Below are 19,401 nucleotides of genomic sequence, written 5' to 3' on the forward strand. Positions count from 1 at the left end.
CTTACGTCCCCTCGCGCCAGGCTGCGTCGTTCAGATTGTCGAGCCACGCACGCAGCGCGTTGTTGAACGCGGCAAGCTGATCGTCGTGGACGTAGTGCGTTGCGTGCGGAATGCTCACCGTAGAAATGTGCGCCGAAGCCGTGGCCATCTGCTTCAGCGTCGCCTCGGAAAGAAAATCCGAATCGCCTCCGCGCACCACGAGCGTCGGCATCGTCAGGCCCCTCACGAACGGCCACAAATCCACCAGTTGCTCGGGCGTTGCGGCAAGACGCGCCGCGGCGATGCCGGCCGCGTCATGCCGCCAGACGATGCGGCCACTTTCGGCGGCCTTCAGCGAGTGCGCGACGCGCGAGTCCAGCGCGGCATCCGGTATGTTGGGCCGTTGGCGCCGCCAGAACGCGCGCGCGTCGTCCCAGGAGTCGAAGGCATCAGGCGTGTCGCGCAATTCGCGTCTGATTCGCTCCGAACCCTGCGAGCTTGCCGACGCGCCGGGCCCCATGTCTTCGATCACCAAACCCGCGAGGCGCGTGGGATGCCTGCCCGAGTAGACGAACGCGTTGGCGCCGCCCATCGAATGACCGGCGAGCACGAACCGGCGCAGCCCCAGCGCGTCCACGAGCACTTCGAGATCGCGGACATAGGCCTCGGCGTAGTAGTTGCGCTGCGGGTCCCAGTCGCTCAACCCGCGGCCGCGCTGGTCGAGCGCAATCACGCGGTAACGGTCGACCAGTGCCGCTGCCACGGGCTCCCACGTGCACGCATAACTGCGCAGGCCATGCAGCATCACGATGGGCGGCGCGTCCTCGTGTCCCCAGGTGACGTAGCGCAGCCGCAGCCCGTCGCTCGCTATCCAGCCTTCCTGCGCCGGCAAGGTGTTCATCGCTCGCTCTCCACGCTGTTGTTCTGTCTAGACGAGGCCGTCCTTGCCGACGACCTCCGACGACTTGAGACCGCCGAGCCGCGCATGCAGGCGGCCGCGCGTCGCGAAAGCGAAGATGGCGACCACTTCGTCGGCGTTCGGGGCATCGGGGAACAGACACGTCATGGTGTCGTAGTGCGACCGGACGTACAGGGCGTCTTTGTGCGCGAGCGGGACATCGATCACCGTGTTGATGCCACCGCGTTTTCCCGTGGACGGCACCCAGGCCTTGCCGCCGCCCAGCGCCTTGCGCACCGGGTCGGCAAACATCGCCGTGAGCAGTGCGTTACCGTGTTCGTACTCGCCCGCTGAGCCGACGAGGCAAGCCTTGCCGTAACTCTCGATGTTGGAGTCGCCATTCAGCTCGCGGATTCTGCGAGCGAACTCCGCGCCCAGCGCAGGCGAGGGCGCCACGAGTTCATCCAGATTCTGGCTGAAGCGTCCGGCGTAGGGGTTGTGGATCACGGCGGCAATCACGATCTTGCGCAGCGGTTCGCCGTCGGCCAGTTCACCCGATTCGTTGGCGAGCGCGTCTTCGATCTGCGTGTACCACTTGCGAATGTGATAGGTCTCGAAATTGGCGGTCTTGCTCATTAACAGTACTCCGAAATGTATGAGTTGGACGTGCACGGCACATCGGTCATGGGTTACTCGAACAGCGGTTCCAGCTGGGTCGGATCGCTTGGGGCGTGGTGCTCGTTCAACACCCGCTTTCCCTCCTCGTCGTCTTTCACCATCTCGCAGAAGAATTCGAGGCGGTTGCCGTCCGGGTCGGTGAAGTACACGCCAATGCCCACCTTGTGATCGGTAATCTTCACGATGGGCACGTTACGCCGGAGCAGCATGCCGTAGAGGCGACGCAGTTCCGTGAGGTCGCCGGCAATTTCGAGGCCATAGTGTTGCAGGCCGATGGTGCCGAGTTCGGCGTCCGACGCCGCACGGATCAGCGCGATATCGTGGTGCTTCTTGCCGAACGACATGAATACCCACTGTTCGCTGCGTGCAGTCTCGGTCATGCCCAGCACCTCGGCATACCATTCGCTGGAGGCGACAGGGTCGCGCACGAAAAGCGACAGGTGCGTGCGCTGGATCTTTGGCGTGCGCAGCGGCAACCCCGATGCATTCGCTGCGCGCACGCGTTGCTCTATTTCCGAAGGCGTCATGGCTGGTCTCCTTCATCCATCAGTGCGTGGATTGCACGTGGGCGACCAGCGGCGCCTCGAACGGCGTCCATGCCACCGCCGTGATTTCGCTGAATTCGCGCCATTGCTTTGTCCAGCGTCGGCCGCCATCGTGCGAGCAGAACAGATGGCCGTACTTGGTGCCTGCATAGACGCGCTCCGGCTGCGCGGCGTGCACGCCAAATGCCCAGAACGTGGAGTTGGGCGGCGTGTCGAGCTCCATCTCGATCCACTCGTGGCCGCGGTCGCACGAACGGTAGATGCGCGTACGGCTGCCGGGCGTGCCGTCTCCGATGGCCATGAGCAGATCGCCGTCCGGTCCGGGCAACTGCGTCGCAGTGCGCGTGTAGTAAAGGCCGTCGAAGCGCTCGCGCGAAAGTTTGCCGTCCCATGTCTGGCCATCGTCTTCGCTCACGTAGACAGCGTTCACGGTAAGCAGCACGGTGGTTTTCGCCTTGTCGGGCGTAGCGGGCAGCACCGTGATGGCATGAATGTCGCTGTTGCGGATGGCCGTACCGGGGCCGTCGATGCGGGTCCAGCTCGCCCCCGCGTCGCGGCTGCGCCAGGCACCGCCCTCTTCCAGGCCGAACCACACGTCGCGACTGTTATCGGGATCGACGCAGACAGTCAGCAGGCGCGGACGATGAACGCCCGAGCAGAACTCCGGGAATTCGGGCGTCGCACGCGTCCAGGTGAGCCCGGCGTCCGTCGATTTGTAGAGCGCTGCCCGCGAAGGCGCGCCCGTACCGGCATAGAGCACGGAGGGATGATTCGGGTCGATCGCGATGGACCAGACCGTCAGGCCATTCAGGATATTCGTTGGCCGGTGCCAATGCGCGCCGCCGTCGTCGCTGATACACAGGCCCGAGTCCGCTCCGGCATAGATGCGCGAGGGCGTGGAAGGATCCACCGCCAGTGCGCGAACGATGCCGTCGAACTCGATGGGTTCTTCGAGGCCAAGGCGATGCCAGGTCTTGCCGTCGTCGTTGGAGCGCAGAATGCCTTGCCCCGCGGTTGCGACCAGTACTGTTGCACTCATCAATCTGTACTCCTTCATGTCAAAGGAAAATGCCGCGCGTGAGGCCGCCGTCGCAGCCCACGGATTCGCCGGTGATGGAGCCCGACTTCGGCGAGGCCAGGAACGCCACGATCCAGCCCATTTCTTCGGGCTGCAAAACACGGCGAATCGGCGTGGCCTTCACGTAGTTGGCTTCCACCTGATCGGCTGTGAGCCCCTGCTTTTGCGCTTCCTTTTCGTAAAGCTCGTGGATGTGCGGCGTTTCCACCACGCCGGGGTGAATCGTATTGACCGTGATGCCATGCGGACCCAACTGGTCCGAGAGCGTCTTGGTCATGTGCACGACCGCGACGTTGCGCATGCCCGAAAGCTGCTTGCTGCCACGCCCCGTGAGCCCGCCGATGTTGATGATGCGACCGAAGCCGTTGCGTCGCATGTAGGGTGCCGCCGCTTTCGCACAGCGCAGATAGCCCACCACCTTGATGTCGATGTCCTGCAGCAGGCCGTCGGGGTCCGCGTTTTCCAGCTCTGCGCGCACGAGCCCGCCCGGATGCGCGGCGCCGTTCAGCAGAATGTCGAGCCGCCCGAAGCGCTCGACGGTTGCGGCCATCGCGGCTTCGACCGAGGCCATGCTCGTGGTGTCCACGCTGACCGGCAGAATCGCGCCAACGGTGTCGCCGGCCGGCGCGAGCGCCTCGCGAATTTCCGCCGCGGCCGTTTCGAGGTGTTCCATGCGGCGGGCCGCAATGGCAACGTTGACGCCCTCGCGCGCCAGTTCCAGCGCGACCGCCTTGCCGATCCCCATGCTGCCGCCGGTAATGAAGGCGACCTTTCCTTTGAGTTGCAAATCCATGACGAAGCCCGTATTCAGGAAGTAGTGAAGTTGCGATTCAAGGCAGCCGCATCTCGATCAGGCGCGGTCCATCGGTGTCCGCAAGTGCGCCTGCGAGCGCCTGTTCGAGCGCGCGAGTCGTGCCTACCGCTTCAGCCGGCACGCCGTAGCCGCGCGCCAACGAAAGCCAGTCGATGGGCGGGTCGTCGAGCAGCGTGAGGCGACGCGAGTTCGGCATGTCGTCCGGAAATCCGCTGCGCTTCAACTCGGTCTGAAGGATTCCGTAACGTCTGTTCGAGGCGATCAGAACGACGATGGGCAGGCGCTCCCGCGCCATGGTCCAGAGCGACTGAATCGTGTACTGCGCGCTGCCGTCGGACTGCAGCGCAAACACGCGGCGATCCGGACACGCCACCGCCGCGCCCAACGCAACGGGCAGGCCCTGGCCGATGGCTCCGCCCGTGTTGGTCAGAATGGTGTGCCGGCGGGCACGTGCCGATGCCGTCACGAAGGGATACCCGCAGGTGCCGCCCTCCACGGAGACGATTGCGTTGTCGGGCAGCGCATTGGAAAGAATTCTCCCCACCGCCTGCGGTGTGAGCGGGCCATCATCCACGGGCCATTGGCCTGTTTCCACACCCGGCACGTCGGCTGTTGCTTCGATATACTGAACGAGTGCTTCCAGCGCATCGTCGGACGCCTCGCCCGGTGCGGCCAACGTGACGACGTTCTCGGGCGCGGCAAGCTCGCCAGGAATGCCCTCGTAGGCGAAATACGTGACGGGCGCGCGCGCGCCGACGAGCACAACGACGCGCCCGGCCAGCGCCTCACGCGCGGGCTCGGGGAAATAGGGAAGCCGGTCGATGTCGGGCAGACCTCCGCCGCGTTCGGTTCGCGCGGGGAAGGTCTCGCTGAAGCAGGTCGATCCCGTGGCGGCTGCAATGCGCGACGCGGCACGCTGGCCGCGAGCGGACAGCGCGCGGTCGCCCATCAGAAACGTGAGCGGCATGCCTGCGGCCACGAGCTTGGCAACGGCCGCCACGTTCGCGGGATCGAACGACGGCGCGGTGATACCGGGCGCGCCTGCAGGACGCGATGCCGGCACGTTGACCGATTGCAGATCGACGGGCAGCACGAGCGTGGCGACGCCGCGCTGTGCGCCCATGGCCGCGGCGATTGCGTCGTTCGTATCGTGGCCAAGGTCCGCTTCGCTCGCCACGCTGCGATACCAGACCGACACAGGGCGCGCCAACGATTCGATATCCGACGTGAGCGGCGCGTCGTACTGCAGATGCGCGCGCGCATGATCGCCCACGATGTTGAGAATGGGTGTGCGGGCGCGGCGCGCGTTGTGCAGATTCGCGATGCCGTTCGCGTGGCCTGGCCCCAGATGCAGCAGCGTCATGGCGGGCTTGCCGGCCATGCGGCCATAGCCGTCCGCGGCACCGGTGCAGACGCCCTCGAACAGCCCCAGAACGGCACGCACCCCGGCTACGAGGTCCAGCGCCCGCACGAACGGCATTTCGGTCGTGCCGGGATTGGCAAAGCACACGTCTACGCCCGCATCGCGCGCGGTCTCGAGCACGACGCATGCGCCGTTGCGTTGGTCGGGGGCCATGTGGGGAGTCTCCATGCGGTCACGCTCGGTTGAGTTCAGGTCGGTCGAAGTGACTATAATCCCGTATTAGGGGATTTGTCAAAATTCAAGCGAGCAAGCAAGAGATGTTGATCCGATCGGCGTTAACCCCATATTTTTCCGCATCAATGCTGTTGCTACGCTTGCCTCGGCGACCACACCGACGAGACGTGATTGACGCCATGTACCGGAATACGGGATTTGCATATTAACTTTGAGCTTGACTCACTCCTGTACCACGGCGGCACACCGCCAGCATCCGCGCTGCCGAGGCGCCTGGAGTCGGTACCTGCGTGCTTCCGTAAGTGGCTCGCGTAAGCAGCGCCATGATGCAAGCGAGTTTTCGACGAACTTTCCGATGAGAACGGAGCCGTGATGAAACGCAAGCGCTTCAGTGCCGAACAGATTGTGGCTGCGTTAAAGCAGGCAGAAGCGGGCATGCCTGTGGCCGAGCTGATTCGTCACGTGGATATCTCGGCGCGGATCTTCTATCGCTGGAAGAAGGTGCACGCCGGGCTGCAGACGGGCCAGGTGCGTCCGTTGAAACAGCTTCAGGACGAGAACGCCGAGTTGAAGACGTTGGTCGCCGAGCTGACGCTGGACAAGGCGATGCCGACCGACGCCCCAAAGAAATGGTGAAGCCGCACCTGAGGCACAGCATCGCGGACTATCTGAAGTCAACGTACGCAATTGCGGAGCGCCGGACTTGCCGCCTGGTGATGCTGTCGCGCTCGGTGTATCAATATCGAAGTCATCGCGACCCGCAGACGGCACTGCGCCAGCGCATGTGCGAAATCGCGGCGACCTGTGTGCGATATGGCTACCGCAAGATTCGCGTGCTGTTGCAACGGGAAGAAGGCCTGGTCGCTACGCTACAGGCCGAGTCGCAAACGACGGGCACAAATGAGTCGCCCCGCCCGCGTGGGGGACCACAGCGGCAAATCACGCGTGCAATCGGGACTTCGTTGCGGACCAGCTGGCAGGCGGTCAGCGATTTCGTGCGCTGACTATCGTCGATGCCTTCACGCGCGAAGCGCTGGCAATCGACGTTGGTCAGCGGCTGGGAGCGTGGGATGTCTTGCGGGTGCCGGAGGAACTGCGCCTCAGGCGAGGAACACCGCGTGCGCTGTTGTGCAATAACGGATCGGAATTTACCAGGCAGGTGATACAGTCGCTGCCCTCGATGGGTTTTTCGTCGGCCGAAGAAATGGCCCTCGCGATAGCCTGACAGAAGCTCCAGCACTCAATCAATGGTCGACCGGAAGCTCGATCTGGATTTGCATTCGCACTCCACCTGGCGAAGATATGCGGTTGCGCGAGGAAGTACAGAGCGCGTCGCACTGATCGATCGTGGCCGGCCACGCCTACATTGCCCTACCGAGACAACCACCGATAGATTGACTGACGAACTGAAAAACAAAAACCCCCGCAAGCTATGGACTATGCGGGGGTTCTTTCTGCATTCTGGCGGAAAGGGTGGGATTCGAACCCACGATACGGTATAACCGTATACCGGATTTCGAGTCCGGCGCATTCGACCACTCTGCCACCTTTCCGGGATGGATGACTTCACAAGCAACGCGCCAGGAAGGCGCTGAAACCCTGTGAAATCTTGCGAGTTCGACTCGGCTTTTGACTTCTCACCAAGCGGGTCGCTGCTTGGCGAAGCGAAGATTATAGAACAGCCGATACAGCTTTCCAAGTTTTTTTTTGCAGAAAGCGCGAACCAGCCGTCCATACAACCATCGCTCAAACGATCAAGCGGCCGTCATCTGAGGCCGTCAGTCAAGCGGCCGCCTCGATACGTTCGAGTCCGCCCAGATACGGACGCAGCACAGCCGGCACCGTCACCGATCCATCGGCATTCTGGAAGTTCTCCAGCACGGCGACGAGCGTGCGGCCCACCGCGAGGCCCGAGCCGTTCAGCGTATGCACGAGTTCCGGTTTGCCCTGCGCATTCCGATAGCGCGCCTGCATGCGACGCGCCTGGAAAGACTCGGTGTTCGAGCAGCTCGAAATTTCGCGGTACGTGTTCTGCGCCGGCAGCCACACTTCGAGGTCGTAGGTCTTGGCTGCGGAGAAGCCCATGTCGCCCGTGCACAGCGTGATCACGCGATAAGGCAACTCGAGCTTCTGCAGAATCGTCTCCGCGTGCCCGACCATCTGCTCGAGCGCATCGTAGGACGTTTCGGGCGCCACGATCTGCACCATCTCGACCTTGTCGAACTGATGCTGGCGGATCATGCCGCGCGTATCGCGGCCGTACGAGCCCGCTTCCGAGCGAAAGCACGGCGAGTGCGCCGTGAGTTTGATGGGCAGCGCACTCCCGTCGACAATGCTCTCGCGCACCGTATTCGTCAGCGAAATTTCGGACGTCGAAATGAGGTACTGCGTGACGACGTTCTCGCCGCCGCCCTTCTCTACGCGGAACATGTCGTCCGCGAACTTGGGCAACTGGCCGGTGCCGTAGAGAATCTCGGGGTTGACGATGTACGGCGTGTAGATTTCCGTATAGCCGTGCTGCTGCGTGTGCGTGTCGATCATGAACTGGGCGAGTGCGCGATGCAGCCGGGCGATCGGCCCGCGCAACATCGTGAAGCGCGCGCCCGAGAGCTTCGCGCCGGTCTCGAAGTCGAGACCGAGCGGCGTGCCCACGTCGACGTGATCCTTCACCGTGAAATCGAACTGGCGCGGCGTGCCCCAGCGGCGCATTTCCACGTTGTCGTTTTCGTCCTTGCCCACGGGCACGCTTTCGTGCGGCAGATTCGGCACGCCCAGCATCAGCTCGGAGAGTCGCTTCTGGATCTCGTCGAGCTGCGCCGCCGACGCCTTCATCTCGTCGCCGATGCCGCCTACTTCCGCCATCACCACCGACGTGTCCTCGCCGCGGCCCTTCATCGCGCCGATCTGCTTCGACAGGCTGTTGCGACGCGCCTGCAGTTCTTCGGTGCGGGTCTGGATGGCGCGGCGCTCCGCTTCGAGGGCGGAGAACGCCGCCACGTCGAGGGAATAGCCGCGGTCGGCGAGGCGTTTCGCAACGCCGTCGAGGTCTTTGCGCAGCAGCTGGATGTCGAGCATGGGGAGAACGGAGTTTCGTTGTGTGAAAGACGGATTTTAGCGCACCGGCAAGGGCTACCGGCGCGCAAGCGTGTCGCGAGAAGACCGCCCGCCGCGCCCGGCGGCAAGGGTCATCCCTTCTTCGTCTTGTGCTCGCTGCGCCATTGCGCGTCGAGTTCCGAGAGCCGCGCGAGCTTTTCGCCGATCTTGCCTTCGAGCCCGCGCGGCGTCGGCGCATACCAGTGCGGCTCGCGCATGCCGTCGGGCAAGTAGGTTTCGCCGGCCGCATAGGCATCGGGCTCGTCGTGCGCGTAGCGGTACTCGTGACCGTAGCCCAGTTCCTTCATCAGTTTGGTGGGCGCGTTGCGCAGATGGACGGGCACCGCGCGCGACTGGTCCTTGCCGACGAAGCGCCGCGCCTCGTTGTACGCCATGTAGCCCGCGTTCGACTTCGGCGCGACCGCGAGATAGATAATGGCTTGCGCCAGCGCGAGTTCGCCTTCGGGCGTGCCGAGCCGCTCGTAGGTCTCTGCGGCGTCGAGCGCGATGCGCGCCGCGCGCGGGTCCGCGAGGCCGATGTCCTCCCACGCCATGCGCACGATGCGCCGCGCGAGGTAACGCGGGTCCGCGCCGCCGTCGAGCATGCGGCAGAACCAGTACAGCGCACCGTCCGGATTGCTGCCGCGCACCGACTTGTGCAACGCGCTGATCTGGTCGTAGAACGCGTCGCCGCCCTTGTCGAAGCGGCGCAGGTTTTCGGCCAGCGCGCTGCCGAGCAACGCGCCGTCGATCTCGGTCGTCTTCTGTTGCGCCGCGGCCCGCGCCACGATTTCGAGGTTGTTGAGCAGCTTGCGGCCGTCGCCGTCGGCCGAGGCAATGAGCGCGTTGCGCGCCTCATCGGTGAACGTGAGGCCGCCGAGTTCGCGTTGCGCGCGCTCGAGCAGCTCGCGCTGCTCGTCGTCGTCGAGGCTCTTCAGCACGTACACCGCGGCACGCGAAAGCAGCGCGCTGTTCACTTCGAACGACGGATTCTCCGTAGTCGCGCCGACGAACACGAACAGCCCCGACTCCACGTGCGGCAGGAATGCGTCCTGCTGACTCTTGTTGAAGCGATGCACCTCGTCGACGAACACGAGCGTCTGATGCCCATGCGCGCGGTGCATCTGCGCGGTCTCCACGGCCTCGCGAATGTCCTTCACGCCCGAGAGCACGGCCGACAGCGCGATGAACTCGGCATGGAACGCATCCGCCATGAGCCGCGCGAGCGTCGTCTTGCCGACGCCAGGCGGCCCCCACAGGATCATCGAATGCGCCTCGCCCGATTCGAACGCGACGCGCAGCGGCTTGTTCGGACCGAGCAGATGCTTCTGCCCGATCACTTCGTCGATGGTGCGCGGGCGCAGTCGCTCGGCAAGCGGTACGTTGGCGCGGGTTTCTTCAAACATGGCGATTTCGCGATAATGTCGGCTTTGGGGGCGGCCTTGGGGTCCGCCTTCAGGCGGCAGGAGCCGGTGGTCGTCACGCTTTGCCATGCAGTTCCGGCGAAGCGGCATGGCGAGGCACAATCGGCTCGACGGTTCAACGGTGCCGCACGGTGCGTAACGGCACGCCGAAACCGGGTCGTCCTGCATTATGACAGCCGGCGCCGAGGGCGATGGGCGGGGCGCTCGCGACAGCATGCTGCGCGCGCCGGAAGGAAGGACCGCAGGCCACGACCAGGCCGGCTTCCGTCGAACACCTCGCAGGCGACCGCCGATGCCTTGCCGCCCCCTTCAAATGGCGGCGCCTCGCCGCAAAAACAATGGACGCGCGACCTTTCGAGGTCGCCCGACACGCAACAGATCGACAGACAGGGAAGCTTCTCGATGGCACAAGACCCGCTCGCCGGCGACGCCGGCCCCACCTACGCGCCGCTTACGCCGGTGCCCGACGCCCGCCGCCAGTTCCGCACCGGCGACGCCTTCGCACTATGGTTCTCGCTCGGCATCGGGCTGCTCGTGGCCCAAGCCGGCGCACTGCTCGTGCCGGGGCTCTCGTTGTCGCTGGCGTTTGTCGCCATCGCCGTGGGCAGCGCGATCGGCGTGGTGCTGCTCGCGCTCGCCGGCGTGATCGGCACCGACACGGGGCTGGCCGCGATGTCGTCGCTGCGGCCCACGCTGGGCGTGCGCGGCGCCTCGGTGCCCGCCGTGATCAACGCCGTGCAGCTCGTGGGCTGGGGCGCCTTCGAGATCATCGTGATGCGCGATTCCGCCGACGCGCTCGCGAAACAAGCCTTCGGCTTCTCGTCGCCGCTCATCTGGACGCTCGTCTTCGGCCTGCTCGCCACGCTGCTCGCGGTAAGCGGCCCGCTCTCGTTCGTGCGGCGCTTCCTGCGCACGTGGGGCCTCTGGCTGCTGCTGGCCGGCGCGGGCTGGCTCACGTGGAGCGTGCTCGCGAGGCACGATCTCGCCGCGCTGCTCGCCCGGCCGGGCACAGGCGAGATGCCGTTCGGCAGCGCCATCGACCTCGTGGTCGCCATGCCGTTGTCGTGGCTGCCGTTGATCGCCGACTACACGCGCTTTGGCCGGCGCGCAGGCGAAACCTTCCGCGGCACGCTGATCGGCTACGGCATTGCGAACGTGTGGTTCTACGCACTCGGCGCGATCTACGGACTCGCCGCGGGCGGCGGCGACGCGCTGCTCACCACGGCGCTGGCCCAGGCGGGCGGCGGCATCGCACTGCTGCTGGTATTGATCGACGAAGCGGACAACGCATTCGCGGACATCCATTCGGCCGCCGTCTCGACCGGCACGCTGTGGGCACGCGGCAGCATTCCGCTGCTCTCGGCCGCGTTCGGCGCGCTCTGCACATTGATCGCGCTCGTCGTGCCGATGGCGCGTTACGAAAACTTCCTGTTGCTGATCGGTTCGGTATTCGCGCCGCTCTTCGGCATGGTGCTCGCCGATCACTTCGTGGTGCGCCGGCGGCGCATCGAGGTCGACGCGCTCGCCGATGTGCGCGGCCGTTACGGCTACTCAGGCGGCTGGCATCTGAGCGCGTTCGTGGCTTGGGCCGCCGGCATCGCAGCCTATCACGCGATCAACCAGTGGCTGCCGAACGTGGGCGCCACGCTGCCGGCACTGGCGGCCGGCGCGCTCTGCTATCTGGTGCTGGCCGGCGTGCGGCGGCAAGCGTTCGCGTAGGAACCCCGCCGCACGCGCCCACGTAGCGACGCCGGGCGATCAGCCGTTGATGACGTCCGCGCCCTTCGGCACGTTGAACTTGAACTGATCCGCCGGCAGCGGCGGATTCTTCTGGATGTTCGAGAACGTGAGCAGCGTCACGTTGCCGAACACGTCATGCAGTTCCATGGCTTCGAGGTTGCCGTCGCGAAAGCCGATGCCCACGCGCTGGAACTGCGTGTCCTTCGACTTCGGAATCAGCTCGAGCCAGTCGATGCCGGCCTTCACGCCCGCATCGTGCAGCGTGAAGTTCTTCTCCAGATCGTTGCTGCCGAACAGGATGGCCGCCGGGCTCGCGCCCAGCGCGCCGCCCAGCTTGCGCACCGTGACCTGGTTCAGGTCCTTGTCGTAGACGTAGAGGTTGTCGCCGTCCGCCTCCAGCAGTTGCTCGTAGGGCTTCTGGTATTCCCAGATGAACTTGCCCGGCCGCGCGAACATGAACGTGCCGCTCGACGTGCCGCCCATGCGCGAAGCCGTGGAAAGCGTGCCGCTCGCACCCTGCGCGTTGCTGGGCGCCTTTACTTCCTTCTGCACGAACGTGCCGCGCGCGGAATGCACCTGCGCGACGAACTGCTTGAGCTGCTCCGTGCCGCTCGCGAAGGCATGCGAGGCGGCGAGCAGCGATGCGCCCGCCGCCACGCGGCCCATGACGCGAGGCAGCGCGCGAAGCAGCGCGAGGCCGCGGTCAAACGTTAAACGGCGGGCGGTGCCGCCATGACTGAAACCGGCACCGGACGATGCGTGATGCTGCATGTGACTCTCCGTGTTGAAACTGGAACGAGGCAAGAAATTTGAGGGAGGCGAAGACCTGGTGAGGCTCGGCGCAAAAGAAGCCGCCGGCGCAAAATCGCGCCGGTCCGTTCTCACTCGGTCTCGCGCGAGGGCACGAGAATTTCGCGATTGCCGTTGGACGACATTGCCGATACGAGCCCCGACTGCTCCATCTGCTCCAGCAACCGCGCCGCGCGGTTGTAGCCGATACGCAGATGGCGCTGCACGAGCGAGATGGACGCGCGGCGATTCTTGATCACCACCTCCACGGCCTGGTCGTAAAGCGGGTCGGACTCGCCGCCTGCCGCGCCGGTTCCCTCGCCCGCGGACCCTTCGTCGCCCTCGCCCGCCAGGCCGCCTTCGAGCAGCCCCTCGATGTAATTCGGCTCGCCGTGCTCCTTGAGCTTTTCCACCACGCGGTGCACTTCCTCGTCGGAGACGAATGCGCCGTGCACGCGCACCGGCAGGCCGGTGCCGGGCGGCAGGTAGAGCATGTCGCCCATGCCGAGCAGCGACTCCGCGCCCTGCTGGTCGAGAATGGTGCGCGAGTCGATCTTCGAAGACACCTGGAACGCGATGCGCGTCGGCACGTTGGCCTTGATGAGCCCCGTGATCACGTCCACGGACGGACGCTGCGTCGCAAGAATCAGGTGAATGCCCGCCGCGCGCGCCTTTTGCGCGATGCGAGCAATCAGTTCTTCGACCTTCTTGCCGACCACCATCATCAGGTCGGCGAGTTCGTCGATCACGACGACGATATGCGGCAGCTTCGCGAGCGGCTCGGGATCGTCGGGCGTGAGGCTGAACGGATTCGGAATCTTCTCTTCGCGCTTCGTCGCTTCGTCGATCTTGTTGTTGTAGCCCGCCAGATTGCGCACGCCCAGCTTGCTCATGAGCTTGTAGCGGCGCTCCATCTCGGCCACGGTCCAGTTGAGCGCGTTGCCGGCCTGGCGCATGTCGGTGACCACGGGGCACAGCAGATGCGGAATGCCTTCGTAGACGCTCATTTCGAGCATCTTCGGGTCGATCAGGATCATGCGGACCTGCTCGGCGGTCGCCTTGTAGAGCAGCGAGAGGATCATCGCGTTGATCCCCACCGACTTGCCAGAGCCGGTCGTGCCGGCCACGAGCAGGTGCGGCATCTTCGCGAGGTCCGCGCACACCGGCTTGCCGCCGATGTCCTTGCCGAGGCCCATCGTCAGCATGGACGGTGCGTCGCCATAGACGCTCGATCCCAGGATCTCGGAAAGGCGCACGGTCTGGCGGCGCTGGTTCGGCAGTTCCAGCGCCATGTAGTTCTTGCCCGGAATCGTTTCGACCACGCGGATCGACACGAGCGAGAGCGAGCGCGCGAGGTCCTTCGCGAGGTTCACGATCTGGCTGCCCTTCACGCCCACCGCCGGCTCGATTTCGTAGCGCGTCACGACGGGACCGGGGTAGGCCGCCACGACGCTCACGTCGACGCCGAAGTCCTTGAGCTTCTTTTCGATCAGACGCGACGTGAATTCGAGCGTGTCCGGCGAAATGGTTTCCTGCGAGGCCGGCGGCGGATCGAGCAGCGCAATGGGCGGCAGCGTGGAGTCGCCCGGCAGGTCGGTGAAGAGCGGCACCTGGCGTTCCTTCTCGACGCGTTCCGAACGCTGAGGCGCGACAGGCGGCACGATGGTGACCGGCTCGTGCTCTTCGATCTTCACGCGGCTCTGTTCTACCTTGCCTTCGCGCTTGACCGCCGCGGCCTCGCCGAGCTTGCGGTCGCGGCCCGCCTCGCGGCGCAGCTTCGCGAGCGTGACGGCCGAAATGATGGAGTCGCCCACCTTTTCGGCCACCGAAAGCCACGAGAAGCGGAAATACAGCGAAAGACCCACGGCGAGCAGCACCAGCAAAGCCAGCGTGCCGCCTGTGAACCCAAGCGCGTGCGAAACGCCGCGCGCCACGGCTTCGCCGATCACGCCGCCTGGCGCGCGCGGCAGCGGCACCTTGAGCGACCACATGCGCAGCGCCTCGATGCCGTCGCAGGCGAGCAGCACCACGACGAACGCCACGGCTTCGGCCAGCCAGCCATGGTCGCGCGGCGTATCTTCGTCTTCGATCGTCTCGCGCGTGATGCGCCGGTAGTTGGCCGAAATACGCCGGGCGAGCAGCACGACCCACCAGTAGGCGGACAGGCCGAACAGCAGCAGCAGAATGTCCGAGGTCCACGCCCCGACGCGGCCCGCCCAGTTCGAGATGTGATCGACCTGAGCAGCGTGGGTCCAGCTCGGATCCCGCCGGCTGTAGCTGACGAGCGCCATCAGCAGGAAAACGCCGAGCGCGACCTGCAAAATCCAGCGGATTTCGGTGAAAAGACGCGACATGCGATGCGGCAATGCCTGCGCATTCGTCGCGTTGGTGGCGTTCGTCGAATAGGGAGTTTTGGCCATTGATCCTGGTGGTGCTGATCCTTCATGCAGCCGCGGCACGGGCGTGCGCGCCGGCTGCGGCGGGGCAGCCGTGGTGGCGGCGGGTGCCCGTTCTGCGATCCGGGCTATTGTAAACGCGTTGCAGGAGCCGGGGCTGTAAATGACGGTAACGGCCCGCACACCGCCGCCTGCGACTCCATGACGCCGCGTGCCGCCTCACGTAACCCGATTCTGGCCCGGCGCTATCGCCGCGATCGGAAAGCTTCATGAAGCGGCGCCCAGCCCCCACCTTTATAATCGCGCTCTGATACCCAACTGATGTGACAGCTGCCGCTGTGCCGGCGCGCCTACGCGCCGGGCGCCCGGGTGGCCTCGAAGGCTACGCGAAGCGCGCATTTACCCGAATATCGTTACGGATTTCGATCATGTCATCACGCAAACACGCCAAAGTCCTGATTCTCGGTTCCGGCCCGGCCGGCTATACGGCCGCTGTCTACGCGGCGCGCGCGAACCTCTCGCCGCTGCTCATCACCGGACTCGCGCAGGGCGGCCAGTTGATGACCACGACCGACGTCGAAAACTGGCCTGCAGACCCGAACGGCGTGCAGGGCCCCGAACTGATGCAGCGCTTTCTCGAGCATGCGGAGCGCTTCAACACCGAAATCGTGTTCGACCACATCCACACGGCGAAGCTGGATGAGAAGCCGATTCGCCTGATCGGCGACTCGGGCGAATACACGTGCGACGCGCTCATCATCGCCACCGGCGCCTCCGCGCAGTATCTCGGCCTGCCTTCGGAAGAGGCGTTCATGGGCCGCGGCGTATCGGCCTGCGCAACGTGCGACGGCTTCTTCTACCGGCAGCAGCACGTCGCCGTGGTGGGCGGCGGCAATACGGCGGTCGAGGAAGCGCTCTACCTCGCCGGCATCGCGAAGAAGGTCACGGTCATCCACCGCCGCGACAAGTTCCGCGCGGAGCCGATCCTGATCGACCGCCTGCTCGAGAAGGAAAAGGAAGGCGTGGTCGAGATCAAGTGGAACCACGTGCTGGACGAAGTGAAGGGCGACGACTCGGGCGTGAACGGTCTGCGGATCAAGCACGTCCAGACCGGCGCGACGACCGACATCGAACTGCAAGGCCTCTTCGTCGCGATCGGCCACAAGCCGAACACCGACATCTTCGCGGGCCAGCTCGAAATGAAGAACGGCTACATCATCACGAACGGCGGTCTGAACGGCAATGCGACCGGCACGAGCGTGCCGGGCGTGTTCGCGGCCGGCGACGTGCAAGACCACGTGTATCGCCAAGCGATCACGAGCGCGGGCACGGGCTGCATGGCCGCGCTCGACGCGCAGCGCTATCTCGAAAGCATCCACGAAGTGAGCGCACCGCACGTGATGAGCCAGGAAGCAGACCGCTAAAGCAGGCACGGGCCGGCAGCGCTGCCGGCCTGCACGAACCGTCCGCGGCCGGGCCGCTAGAATAGCGTTCTGGATGTGAAACCAGGCGGGCGGTGCATCGAATGAGGGCCGCAGGCGAATCGCCGCGGCCCTTATGCGTTGCGCGCGGCGAGCCGCACTCTGCCGCGCCGCCTTCACGCCGTCGAAACACCCGGCAGCACCGCACGTCGTTTTATCGCCTCAGCTATTCGCAGCCCGTCACCGCCATGCCGAAAAACGTCCCTCATCCGGGCGAACCGAAGCGCCCGCGCGCCACGGCGCAACCACCCGTGCCCAGCGCCGCGCCGGCTGCGTCGGCGACGCCCACGCCTCAAGCGTCGACCGGACTCGCCGGGCTCGGCGCATTGCGCGACGCGCTAAAGGCCGACGCCGCGCGCCGCGAGCGCGAACGGGCGGTTGCGGCGCAGACGCGCCGCGAAGCCGCAGCGGACGCGGACCTGTTCCGCCGCGAAATCGGCGCTGTGTCGCCCCTCTCGGCTCCGGTGCGCGCGCCGCGCACGGTTACGCCGCCTGTGCCGCTGCCGTTGCAGACGCGGCGCGACGAAGAAGCCGTGCTGCACGAAGCCATTTCCGACGAATTCGATCCGGAAGCCCTGCTCGATACCGACGACACGCTCTACTACCATCGCCCCGGCATCAGCGCCGAGGTCGTGCGCAAACTGCGGCGCGGCGCCTGGATCGTGCAGGCGCAACTCGACTTGCACGGCATGCGCCGCGACGAGGCGCGCGAGGCACTGCAGGCGTTCATCCGCGAATCTGTGAAGCGCGGCCTGCGCTGCCTGCGCGTAATTCACGGCAAGGGGCTCGGTTCGGTGGGCAAGGAGCCGGTCCTGAAGGGCAAGGTGCGCACGTGGCTCGTGCAGAAAGAAGAGGTGATCGCCTTCTGCGAGGCTCGTGGCCACGATGGTGGATCGGGTGCCGTGCTCGTTCTGCTGCAACCGCGGCTCGCCAATCCGCAAAGCGCGGCGATCAAACCCGGGCTCGAACCTTGAGCCGGGCCGTCATTCAGGCCTCCCATCCGGCGCCGATCCGAGTCGTTCATCCAGCCTCCACGGAGTACCGGTGATTCATCCGCGCCTCACGCTCGCGCTTTCGCTCATGGAAGCGCTCGCCATCTTCGCCTACGCCATCTCCGGCTTCATCGAAGCGCGCAAACGCCGGCTCGACGCCGTGGGCATGTTCCTCGTCGCGATGGCGAGTGCATTCGGCGGCGGTACCGTGCGCGACGTGCTGCTCGAGCGCCGGCCGTTCTACTGGGTCGAGCATCAGGACTACGTGATCGCGATCTTCGGGCTGTCGCTCTTTGCGCCGTGGCTGCTGAAGTGGGCCACACGTCTTATTTCGGAGCGCACGCTGCTCGTGGCCGACGCCATCGGTCTCGGGCTCTTCAGCATTTCGGGGACGTCGCTTGCCATCGACGCCCAATTGCCCTGGTTCACCTGCGTGATGATGGGCGTGGTGACGGGGGTGTTCGGCGGCGTCTTGCGCGACGTGCTCTGCAACGAGGTGCCGCTGATCCTGCGCGATTCGCGGCCCTATGCGACCTGCGCGTTCGCGGGCTGCTGCCTCTACGTGCTGCTCGCCAGAAGCAGTTTCGACAACGTCTATAGCGTGCTGATCGCCACGGCCTTCATTCTGCTGGCGCGGCTCGTCACGTTCCGGCTCGACGTGCGGCTTCCGCATTGAGCGGCAGGCGCTTCGCACGAAGCAGGCTCGCCAAACGAATCGAGGCGCCCGGCCAACGCCCGGGCGCCTCGCATCACAACGCACTGCCGCCGGTCAGGCGATCCGCTCTTCCGTCGAAGGATCGAACAGCACGGCCTTCGACACATCGAACAGCAGCGTCATGTTCGAGAGCGGCTGCGGGTTCGAACCCGGATGCACGCGGCTCACAATACGCTTGCCGTTCACCTGCGCGAACACGAGCGTGTCCGGGCCGGTCGGCTCGATCACGTCCACCTTCACCTCCACGGGCTGCAACTCGCCGCCGTGGCCGTTGTGCGAACTGCGGGCGTCGGTAATACGCTCCGGACGCAGACCCAGAATCACTTCGCGGCCCACGTGCGAGCTCAGCTTGCCCGCGGCGAACGGCAGGTTCAGCACGGAACGGCCGATGCCCGTGTCGAGTTCGATGCCCACGCCCGTGCCCTGTTCCACCAGCTTGCCCTGAATGAAGTTCATGGGCGGCGCGCCGATGAAGCCCGCGACGAACAGGTTCGACGGCGAATCGTAGATGTCCTGCGGCGCACCGAACTGCTGGACGATGCCGTCCTTCATCACCGCGATGCGATCGCCCAGCGTCATCGCTTCGATCTGGTCGTGCGTCACGTAGACGATCGTCGTGCCGAGGCGCTGGTGCAGCAGCTTGATTTCCGAGCGCATCTCGATACGCAGCTTCGCGTCGAGGTTCGACAGCGGCTCGTCGAACAGGAACATCACCGGATCGCGCGCGAGCGCACGGCCCATCGCCACACGCTGGCGCTGGCCGCCCGAGAGCTGGCCCGGCTTGCGGTCGAGCAGGTGCTGGATCTGCAGCATCTGCGAGACGCGGTCCACGATGCGGTTCTGCTCGTCCTTCGGCACCTTGCGGATGTTGAGGCCGAACGAGATGTTGTCGCGCACCGTCATGGACGGATAGAGCGCGTACGACTGGAACACCATCGCGATGTCGCGGTCTTTCGGCGAGAGGTTGTTGACCACCTTGCCGTCGATCGCAATCTCGCCCTTCGTGACCGTCTCGAGGCCCGCGATCATGTTGAGCAGCGTCGACTTCCCGCAGCCCGAGCCGCCCACGAGAATCAGGAACTGCCCGTCTTCGATGTCGATGTTGACGCCCTTCAGAACCGGCACCCCGTTCGGGTAGGTCTTGTACACGTCACGGATGGAAAGACTTGCCATGCTGTGAAT

Annotated in this window: 15 protein-coding genes, 1 tRNA gene and 1 pseudogene; 5 read left to right on the plus strand and 12 right to left on the minus strand. The window is 65.3% G+C overall.

Translation table 11 applies throughout. From position 1 onward, the window contains the following. Position 1 precedes the first annotated feature (1 nt). The 6 genes from U0042_RS14890 to U0042_RS14915 are packed head-to-tail and all read right to left on the minus strand — an operon-like array spanning position 2 to position 5,568. Positions 2-880 (minus strand): alpha/beta fold hydrolase, encoded by an 879-nt coding sequence (locus U0042_RS14890; protein ID WP_114810128.1) that lies wholly within the window; start codon positions 878-880, stop codon positions 2-4. 27 nt (positions 881-907) lie between these two features. Next, positions 908-1,513 carry an amino acid synthesis family protein gene (locus U0042_RS14895; RefSeq protein WP_114810127.1) on the minus strand — a complete coding sequence of 202 codons (606 nt, stop codon included), beginning with the start codon at positions 1,511-1,513 and terminating at the stop codon, positions 908-910. A gap of 53 nt (positions 1,514-1,566) precedes the next feature. Beyond that, positions 1,567-2,082: a VOC family protein gene (locus tag U0042_RS14900; RefSeq protein WP_114810126.1), complete on the minus strand. Its 516-nt coding sequence runs from the start codon at positions 2,080-2,082 to the stop codon at positions 1,567-1,569. 19 nt (positions 2,083-2,101) lie between these two features. Next, positions 2,102-3,139: a sialidase family protein gene (locus U0042_RS14905; RefSeq protein WP_114810125.1), complete on the minus strand. Its 1,038-nt coding sequence runs from the start codon at positions 3,137-3,139 to the stop codon at positions 2,102-2,104. Positions 3,140-3,158: 19 nt separating this feature from the next. Further along, positions 3,159-3,971 (minus strand): SDR family NAD(P)-dependent oxidoreductase, encoded by an 813-nt coding sequence (locus tag U0042_RS14910; protein WP_114810124.1) that lies wholly within the window; start codon positions 3,969-3,971, stop codon positions 3,159-3,161. Positions 3,972-4,008: 37 nt separating this feature from the next. Then, on the minus strand, positions 4,009-5,568 hold the full coding sequence (locus U0042_RS14915) for an acetolactate synthase large subunit (protein WP_114810123.1): 1,560 nt from the start codon (positions 5,566-5,568) through the stop codon (positions 4,009-4,011). A 393-nt stretch (positions 5,569-5,961) separates the two neighbouring features. Here U0042_RS14915 and U0042_RS14920 point away from each other — a divergent pair. Continuing rightward, a pseudogene (locus U0042_RS14920) lies at positions 5,962-6,754 on the plus strand (transposase); the annotation flags it as partial. A 297-nt stretch (positions 6,755-7,051) separates the two neighbouring features. Here the strand turns inward: U0042_RS14920 and U0042_RS14925 are convergent. From U0042_RS14925 to U0042_RS14935, 3 genes are all read right to left on the minus strand, one after another. Then, positions 7,052-7,142, minus strand: a tRNA-Ser gene (locus U0042_RS14925). 229 nt (positions 7,143-7,371) lie between these two features. Beyond that, complete coding sequence (gene serS, locus U0042_RS14930) at positions 7,372-8,664, minus strand: serine--tRNA ligase (RefSeq protein WP_114810122.1); 1,293 nt, start codon at positions 8,662-8,664, stop codon at positions 7,372-7,374. A gap of 110 nt (positions 8,665-8,774) precedes the next feature. Further along, complete coding sequence (locus tag U0042_RS14935) at positions 8,775-10,088, minus strand: replication-associated recombination protein A (RefSeq protein WP_114810121.1); 1,314 nt, start codon at positions 10,086-10,088, stop codon at positions 8,775-8,777. A 420-nt stretch (positions 10,089-10,508) separates the two neighbouring features. Between U0042_RS14935 and cytX the strand changes: the two genes are divergently transcribed. Beyond that, positions 10,509-11,825 (plus strand): putative hydroxymethylpyrimidine transporter CytX, encoded by a 1,317-nt coding sequence (gene cytX, locus U0042_RS14940; RefSeq protein ID WP_114810120.1) that lies wholly within the window; start codon positions 10,509-10,511, stop codon positions 11,823-11,825. Between the two features lie 39 nt (positions 11,826-11,864). Here the strand turns inward: cytX and lolA are convergent, their stop codons facing one another. Next, complete coding sequence (gene lolA, locus U0042_RS14945) at positions 11,865-12,617, minus strand: outer membrane lipoprotein chaperone LolA (RefSeq protein WP_232833297.1); 753 nt, start codon at positions 12,615-12,617, stop codon at positions 11,865-11,867. A gap of 110 nt (positions 12,618-12,727) precedes the next feature. Next, a complete protein-coding gene (locus U0042_RS14950; RefSeq protein ID WP_198665259.1) occupies positions 12,728-15,055 on the minus strand; it encodes a DNA translocase FtsK in 2,328 nt (775 codons plus the stop codon). A 404-nt stretch (positions 15,056-15,459) separates the two neighbouring features. Between U0042_RS14950 and trxB the strand changes: the two genes are divergently transcribed. From trxB to U0042_RS14965, 3 genes are all read left to right on the plus strand, one after another. Continuing rightward, positions 15,460-16,455: a thioredoxin-disulfide reductase gene (gene trxB, locus U0042_RS14955; RefSeq protein WP_114810118.1), complete on the plus strand. Its 996-nt coding sequence runs from the start codon at positions 15,460-15,462 to the stop codon at positions 16,453-16,455. Positions 16,456-16,700: 245 nt separating this feature from the next. Then, positions 16,701-17,486 carry a Smr/MutS family protein gene (locus U0042_RS14960; RefSeq protein ID WP_114810381.1) on the plus strand — a complete coding sequence of 262 codons (786 nt, stop codon included), beginning with the start codon at positions 16,701-16,703 and terminating at the stop codon, positions 17,484-17,486. 73 nt (positions 17,487-17,559) lie between these two features. Beyond that, entirely contained in the window at positions 17,560-18,180 is a 621-nt protein-coding gene (locus tag U0042_RS14965; RefSeq protein WP_114810380.1) for a trimeric intracellular cation channel family protein, read from the plus strand. A gap of 93 nt (positions 18,181-18,273) precedes the next feature. On the opposite strand, the gene U0042_RS14970 is transcribed toward U0042_RS14965, so the two are convergent. Next, positions 18,274-19,392, minus strand: a complete 1,119-nt coding sequence (locus U0042_RS14970) for an ABC transporter ATP-binding protein (protein WP_114810117.1) — start codon at positions 19,390-19,392, stop codon at positions 18,274-18,276. Positions 19,393-19,401 lie beyond the last annotated feature (9 nt).

Source organism: Paraburkholderia kururiensis (assembly GCF_034424375.1).
GTDB lineage: Bacteria > Pseudomonadota > Gammaproteobacteria > Burkholderiales > Burkholderiaceae > Paraburkholderia > Paraburkholderia kururiensis_A.

Coding starts and splice junctions, on each gene's coding strand:
- U0042_RS14890 (WP_114810128.1), bottom strand. CDS start 880: ATGAACACCTTGCCGGCGCAGGAAGGCTGGATAGCGAGCGACGGGCTG.
- U0042_RS14895 (WP_114810127.1), bottom strand. CDS start 1,513: ATGAGCAAGACCGCCAATTTCGAGACCTATCACATTCGCAAGTGGTAC.
- U0042_RS14900 (WP_114810126.1), bottom strand. CDS start 2,082: ATGACGCCTTCGGAAATAGAGCAACGCGTGCGCGCAGCGAATGCATCG.
- U0042_RS14905 (WP_114810125.1), bottom strand. CDS start 3,139: ATGAGTGCAACAGTACTGGTCGCAACCGCGGGGCAAGGCATTCTGCGC.
- U0042_RS14910 (WP_114810124.1), bottom strand. CDS start 3,971: ATGGATTTGCAACTCAAAGGAAAGGTCGCCTTCATTACCGGCGGCAGC.
- U0042_RS14915 (WP_114810123.1), bottom strand. CDS start 5,568: ATGGCCCCCGACCAACGCAACGGCGCATGCGTCGTGCTCGAGACCGCG.
- serS (WP_114810122.1), bottom strand. CDS start 8,664: ATGCTCGACATCCAGCTGCTGCGCAAAGACCTCGACGGCGTTGCGAAA.
- U0042_RS14935 (WP_114810121.1), bottom strand. CDS start 10,088: ATGTTTGAAGAAACCCGCGCCAACGTACCGCTTGCCGAGCGACTGCGC.
- cytX (WP_114810120.1), top strand. CDS start 10,509: ATGGCACAAGACCCGCTCGCCGGCGACGCCGGCCCCACCTACGCGCCG.
- lolA (WP_232833297.1), bottom strand. CDS start 12,617: ATGCAGCATCACGCATCGTCCGGTGCCGGTTTCAGTCATGGCGGCACC.
- U0042_RS14950 (WP_198665259.1), bottom strand. CDS start 15,055: ATGGCCAAAACTCCCTATTCGACGAACGCCACCAACGCGACGAATGCG.
- trxB (WP_114810118.1), top strand. CDS start 15,460: ATGTCATCACGCAAACACGCCAAAGTCCTGATTCTCGGTTCCGGCCCG.
- U0042_RS14960 (WP_114810381.1), top strand. CDS start 16,701: ATGCCGAAAAACGTCCCTCATCCGGGCGAACCGAAGCGCCCGCGCGCC.
- U0042_RS14970 (WP_114810117.1), bottom strand. CDS start 19,392: ATGGCAAGTCTTTCCATCCGTGACGTGTACAAGACCTACCCGAACGGG.